This is a genomic window from Streptomyces niveiscabiei (genome assembly GCF_001419795.1).
GTDB classification, from domain to species: domain Bacteria; phylum Actinomycetota; class Actinomycetes; order Streptomycetales; family Streptomycetaceae; genus Streptomyces; species Streptomyces niveiscabiei.
The window spans coordinates 1-6049 of record NZ_LIRL01000283.1 but is presented as its reverse complement, the minus strand read 5'-3'; the positions used below and the strand labels follow the sequence as shown (position 1 = coordinate 6049).

6 protein-coding genes are annotated in these 6049 nt (G+C 70.8%); 2 read left to right on the top strand and 4 right to left on the bottom strand.

The genetic code is table 11. From position 1 onward, the window contains the following. The 3 genes from AOK24_RS14885 to AOK24_RS14875 all read right to left on the bottom strand — a co-directional run. On the bottom strand, positions 1-215 hold a 215-nt coding region (locus AOK24_RS14885), incomplete at its 3' end, for a GNAT family N-acetyltransferase (protein ID WP_159051873.1). After that, positions 215-757 carry a GNAT family N-acetyltransferase gene (locus tag AOK24_RS14880; protein WP_055720548.1) on the bottom strand — a complete coding sequence of 181 codons (543 nt, stop codon included), beginning with the start codon at positions 755-757 and terminating at the stop codon, positions 215-217. The genes AOK24_RS14880 and AOK24_RS14885, both read right to left, overlap by 1 nt. Beyond that, positions 754-2046, bottom strand: coding sequence for a helix-turn-helix domain-containing protein (locus tag AOK24_RS14875; protein ID WP_063799452.1), 1293 nt, complete (start codon positions 2044-2046; stop codon positions 754-756). Before AOK24_RS14875 ends, AOK24_RS14880 begins: the two co-directional genes overlap by 4 nt. A 264-nt stretch (positions 2047-2310) precedes the next feature. On the opposite strand from AOK24_RS14875, the gene AOK24_RS14870 reads away from it, so the two are divergent. Next, complete coding sequence (locus tag AOK24_RS14870; protein ID WP_055720547.1) at positions 2311-4086, top strand: FAD-binding dehydrogenase; 1776 nt, start codon at positions 2311-2313, stop codon at positions 4084-4086. A 219-nt stretch (positions 4087-4305) separates the two neighbouring features. Here AOK24_RS14870 and AOK24_RS14865 read toward each other — a convergent pair whose 3' ends face one another. Further along, complete coding sequence (locus AOK24_RS14865; RefSeq protein ID WP_055720546.1) at positions 4306-4767, bottom strand: MarR family winged helix-turn-helix transcriptional regulator; 462 nt, start codon at positions 4765-4767, stop codon at positions 4306-4308. Between the two features lie 131 nt (positions 4768-4898). On the opposite strand from AOK24_RS14865, the gene AOK24_RS14860 reads away from it, so the two are divergent. Further along, a partial coding sequence (locus AOK24_RS14860) for an MFS transporter (RefSeq protein ID WP_055720545.1) occupies positions 4899-6049 on the top strand: 1151 nt, incomplete at its 3' end.

Below are 6049 nucleotides of genomic sequence, written 5' to 3'. Positions count from 1 at the left end.
CGCCGGCACACCGCCAGCACCAGACTGTCCCCGTCCTCACCCCAGGACGACCCCTTGGCACGGCGTGCCAGACTCTCCACACACTGCTCCCTGCTGAGCGGCGGCCGGTACAGATAACGGGCGACCTCGGGCAGCCCCTGATACGCGTACAGATCGTCGAGATCATCCGGGGTGAAGAGGCGGAGGTGGAGGCGGTCGGTAGTGAGGGAGGCCATCAGGGCAACGTAACTCCTGCGCGGCGACGGACGCTTCGAGTTTTCCTCACCCACCGCATCTCGCCCTCCTGCCACTCCCCGGTGGCCACGAGCCCCGCCCCTCTCGCCACGGCGGCGGACGCCGCATGGTCGGGATGGACATGCGCGACGACCGTACGCACCGACACGCCACCGAGCCACTCCACCAACCCCCGGGCCGCCTCACCCGCGATGCCCCGGCCCTGCCACGGTGTTCCCACGACCCACGCGACCTCGGCATGCAGCTCGGCGTCCAGGACCGTCGCCTGGACCGTCCCCACCAGATGCCCCTCCTCCCGAAGCCGAACCACCCAGTTCAGCCACGAGACCCCCGGCTCCGGAGCCCCCGCGGTCAACCGCTCGTACCGCGCCCGCAGTTCCTCCGCCGTCTCCGGCGCCCCGCCGATGAACTCGTGCAACGCCGGATCGGCCAGCACCCCCGCCATCTCCTCGGCGTGCTCGACCCGCAACGGCAGCAGGTCTAGCCGCGCGGTGCGGATCGGCTCCGCCGAAATTCCGTTCATTGGTCAGGTCTCCGGCGCAGGGTGGGGGAGCAGGGGCCGGCGTCCTCGTACGACGCGTCCACCGTTCGTTCCTCGCCCAGCCAGGTCGTCAACGCCCACCACCAGTGCAGGGTTTCGGTGTGGCTGATCGGGCCGCTGGTCAGGGAGCTGGCTGTGATCTGCTGGAGGCGGGCCAGGCGGTAGCGGACGGTGTTGGGGTGGGTGAAGAGGGCTGCGGCGGTCTGATCGAGGCGGCGGCCCAGGTCGAGGAACGTGAGGGCGGTCAGGGCGAGTTGGCGGTGGAAGTCGTCGGTGGGGTCGAGGGAGCCGAGGAGACGGGTCGTCACGTACGAGCCCAGCAGGGGCTGTTCGGAGAGGGCCAACTCGGCGGCCAGGTCGGTCAGTTCGTGGAGGCCGTGGCGGCGCTGGCGGCGGAGCAGGTCGACCGCGTTGACGCACAGGCGGTACAGCTCGGGGAGGTGTGCCAGCGGGGCGGGCGGGGCTATCACGACCAACGCGCCGGGTTCTAGCTGGTCCGGCGTCGGGGGCAGGGGGGAGAGCGCGGCAAGTCGGCCGTCCAGGAGGGCGGTTGCCGCCGGGATGCCCGGGAGGGTGGTGTTGTCGGCGGCCAGGCAGTGATGGAGGCCGTCGGGGCCGGGGCGGATACCCGCGCGGGTCAGTTCGGAGAGCGGGGGGAGCGCGCCGCCCAGCAGCACCTGGCGGAGGAGGCGGGTACGGGCGGCGCCGGTGCCGCGCGGGGTCTCGCGTTCGGCCGCCCGGTAGCCGTTGATGACCTGACGTTCCACCGCGTCGCCGTACTCCTTGAGCCTGAGGACGACGTCGAGTTGGGCCCGGTCCGGGATGCCCGCCGAGCGGCAGCGGTCGACCGTGATCTCGGCCGCGCGGGTGAGAGCCGCCTGGACGCCACGCAGGACGACGGTCATCGGAACACCCTGGGCGGCGCGGTCCGCGCCGAGCAACAGGGCGGCGGTGAAGTCCTGTTCGTCGAGGGAGTCGGGGGAGTCGGGGAAGCCGAAAGAGCCGAGGGGGCCGGGCGAGCCAAAGTTGGAGGGGCCGGGTGAGGTGGGGGAGCCGGAGTTGTCGGGTGCCGTGTGGTCCAGTGCCGCGAACCACGTCCCCGCCGCCCGCAGCATCGCCGTCGCGTGTGAGCGGGTCTCCTCCTCGGTGAGGCGCGCCAGTTCGGGGGAGCGGCTGCGGGCCGCCGTGACGAGTTCGCGGCATACGTCCGTGTCGTCGGCCATGCCGCGCAGGATGCCGGCGACCGGTTCGGGTCCGTGGCGGACGCTCATGGGCCCCCTTCGTCCGTCCGGACGCTGTGCCCGGGCCACAACGAAGGGGAGTTCCTGTTGCCGCCCGGCCACTACCGGATCAGGGTGACGACCTGATTTCCTATGGTGCTACCGAAGGTAACAGGGGTGGGTCCGGACGCAACACCCTCCGTACTCCCCGTGGCGACACGCCACACGGCCAGGGCGACCCGCCGTACCCCGCAGCCACCCCTCCCCGTCCCCGCACGGCGCGCACCGTCGCGAGCCGTACCCGGAAGGAAGCACATGGAGCCTGTGGAGCACCCCTCCCGCCGTCGCGTGATGACCGTGGCCGGCGGCGTCGTCGCCGGTGCCGCCCTCGCGCAGTCCCTCGCCGCGCCGTCGTTCGCCGCCGAGGCGCAGGACGCGGACGCGATCGTCGTCGGGCACGGTCTCGCCGGCCTCGTCGCCACGTCCGAACTCGTCGCCGCCGGACGGAAGGTGCTGCTCCTCGACCAGGAGCCCGAGGCGAGCCTCGGCGGGCAGGCGTTCTGGTCGTTCGGCGGGCTGTTCTTCGTCGACTCCGCCGAGCAGCGGCTGATGGGCGTCAAGGACAGCCGTGACCTCGCCTGGCAGGACTGGCTCGGTACGGCGGGCTTCGACCGGGGGATCACCGACCCCGCCGGGCAGGACCACTGGGCGTACAAGTGGGCCGAGGCGTACGTGGACTTCGCGTCCGGCGAGAAGCGGTCCTGGCTCGCCGGGCTCGGCGTCCAGTGGTTCCCGATCGTCGGCTGGGCCGAGCGCGGGGGCGGGCTCGCCACCGGGCACGGGAACTCCGTACCCCGCTTCCACGTCACGTGGGGGACCGGGCCCGCCGTCGTCGAACCCTTCGAGAAGAAGGTCCGCGCGGGGGTCTCCGCCGGGAAGGTCACGTTCAGGTTCCGGCACCGTGTCGATGAGCTGATCGTCACGAACGGTACGGTCACCGGGGTGCGGGGCGCTCTCCTGGAGCCCTCCAACGCCCCGCGGGGGACGGCCAGTTCGCGCACCGTCGTCGGAGACTTCGAGCTGCGCGCGCCCGTTGTCGTCGTCACGTCCGGTGGCATCGGCGCGAACCACGACCTCGTACGGGCCAACTGGCCCGCCCGGATGGGGAATCCGCCGAAGTCGATGATCACGGGGGTGCCCGCGCACGTCGACGGCCGCATGCTCGGGATCACCCAGAAAGCCGGGGGCCGGATCGTCAACCCCGACCGCATGTGGCACTACACGGAAGGGCTCCGCAACTACGCGCCCATCTGGCCCGGCCACGGCATCCGCATTCTCCCCGGGCCGTCCTCGATGTGGTTCGACGCGAAGGGGCGGCGCTTCGACACGCCCGACATTCCCGGGTACGACACGCTCCACACGCTCAAGTCGATCACCGACTCCGGGTACGACTACTCCTGGTTCGTGACGACCCAGAAGATCCTCGCGAAGGAGTTCGCCCTCTCGGGCTCCGAGCAGAACCCCGACCTCACGAACAAGGACGTCTGGAAACTCCTCTCCCGCATCTGGCAGTCACCCGAGCCGATCGAGAGGTTCAAGGAGAAGGGCGCGGACTTCGTGGTCGCGTCGACGCTGTCCGAACTCGTCGCCGGGATGAACAAGCTGACCGGCGAGAACCTGATCGACCTCGCCGACCTGAAACGCCAGATCGAGGCGAGGGACCGCGAGATCGACAACCCGTACACGAAGGACGTCCAGGTGATGGGCATCCGCAATGCGCTGGCCTACCCCGGCGACACCCTGAGCCGCACGGCCTCGGCCCACAAGATCCTCGACCCCTCGGCGGGCCCCCTGATCGCGGTCCACCTGAACATCCTGACGCGCAAGACACTGGGCGGCTTGCAGACGGACCTCTCGGGGAGAGTGCTGAACGCTTCGGGCAACCCGATCCCAGGTCTGTACGCGGCGGGCGAGGTGGCGGGCTTCGGCGGGGGCGGCGTTCATGGATACCGGTCGCTGGAGGGGACGTTCCTCGGGGGCTGCCTGTTCTCGGGCCGCGAGGCGGGGAGGGCGGCAGCGGCGGCGATCTAGGAGGCCGGCTGCGGGTGCGTCGTGGTTGCTCGCGCAGTTCCCCGCGCCCCTGGAAGGATGGCGGCTTCGCCGCCGATCCTCCGGGGCGCGGAGCTGTACGTATAAGCGCGCCCCTGAAAAAGACCGGCGCTTGCGCCGTCTTTTCAGGGGCGCGGGGCTGTATCAATTTGCGGCTACCGCCGCGTGGGCGCGACCAGCCACAAACCACCCGCACCCGACCTACTGCCCCTCCCTCGGCCACGGTCGTCCCCCGATCGCCTCGATCCCATTGTTGAACCGCCTCAAATACCCCGCGAACGCAGCGATGTCCTCATCGGACCAGTCCCCCATCACCCGGTCCAGCACCTCGACGATCCCCTGCCGCTCCTGATCCAGCAGCCGCAACCCCTCCTCCGTCAACCGGAACTTGCGCGCCATCCCCCCCTCGGGATCAGGAATCCGCTGCAAAAGCCCCGCACGGGACGCCGCAGCGGTCTGCCGGTTCAACGTGGACGCGTCCAGCCCGAACGCCTCGCTCAACTCCCCGATGGACATGGGCCCCTGCATCCGGATCCGGCTCAGCATGATGTACGCGCTGCGCTCCATCACCCCGTCGGTCCGCCGCCCACCCCGCTTGCTCATGAACGAGTGGCGGCTGAGCAGCATCTGCTCGTACTCGACCTGATGAGTGGGCGTCTCCATGGATCAATCCTGGCACACGGCACCCGACGGACCACATGCTTGATACATGCGACATGTACGATGCACATCCTTCACCCCGCGCGCCTCCACCGAGCCGCGCCCCCGACCCCTGAGAGAAAGCGGAGTCCTGAATGGACGCCCCCCAGTCCACGCCCCGCTCGGGCGCCGTAGTCGCCACGCTGGCCTTCGCCGGCACGACCGCGGCGATCATGCAGACGCTGGTCACCCCCCTGATCGCGGAGCTGCCGAAGATCCTGGACACGACGTCGTCGAACGCGGCGTGGGTGATCACGGTCACCCTGCTGGTCTCGGCGGTGTGCGTCCCGGTGGTCGGCCGCCTGGGCGACCTCGTCGGCAAGCGCCCGATGCTGCTGGCCTGCTCGATCCCGCTGGTCGTCGGCTCGGTGGTGTGCGCCCTGGCCTCCGACGTGGTCATGATGATCGTCGGCCGGGGCCTCCAGGGCATGGGCATGGGCATGGTCCCCCTCGGCATCGCCCTCCTGCGGGACGTCGTGCCGACGGAGAAGCTGAGCGGCTCGATAGCCCTGGTCAGCGCGTCGATGGGGATCGGCGGCGCGATCGGACTGCCGATCGCCGCGGCGGTCGCGGAGTACGCGAGCTGGCGCGTCCTGTTCTGGGGCTCGGCGACGCTGGCGGCGGCCGTGGCCGTACTGATCTGGTTCCTGATCCCGGACGTCCCGGCCGGCGCGAAGGGCCAGCGCTTCGACGCGCCCGGCGCGATCGGCCTCGGCGTCGGCCTCGTCGCGCTGCTGCTCGCCGTCTCCAAGGGCGGTGACTGGGGCTGGGGTTCGGGCTCGGTGCTCGGTCTGTTCGCCGCGGCGGTCGTCGCGCTGGGCGCGTGGGGCTGGTGGGAGACCCGTACGAAGGATCCGCTGGTCGACCTGCGGACGACGGCCCGCCCGCGCGTCCTGCTCACCAACGCCGCGTCCGTCTTCATCGGCTTCGGCATGTACGCGTCGATGCTGGTCCTGCCGCAGCTCCTCCAGTTCCCGAAGGAGACCGGCTACGGCCTCGGCCAGTCGATGCTGGCCGCCGGTCTGTGGATGGCGCCCGGCGGCGTCACGATGATGCTGGTCTCGCCGCTCGGCGGAAAGCTCACCAACGCCCGCGGCCCCAAGTTCACGCTGGTCTGCGGCGCGCTCGTCCTCGCGGCCGGGTACGGCGTCTCGCTCGCGCTGATGGGCTCGGCGGCGGGCCTGATGGCCGTCACGATCATCACCAGCAGCGGCGTCGGCCTCGCCTACGGCGCGATGCCCGCGCT

Coding starts and splice junctions, on each gene's coding strand:
- AOK24_RS14865 (WP_055720546.1), bottom strand. CDS start 4,767: ATGGAGACGCCCACTCATCAGGTCGAGTACGAGCAGATGCTGCTCAGC.
- AOK24_RS14880 (WP_055720548.1), bottom strand. CDS start 757: ATGAACGGAATTTCGGCGGAGCCGATCCGCACCGCGCGGCTAGACCTG.
- AOK24_RS14870 (WP_055720547.1), top strand. CDS start 2,311: ATGGAGCCTGTGGAGCACCCCTCCCGCCGTCGCGTGATGACCGTGGCC.
- AOK24_RS14875 (WP_063799452.1), bottom strand. CDS start 2,046: ATGAGCGTCCGCCACGGACCCGAACCGGTCGCCGGCATCCTGCGCGGC.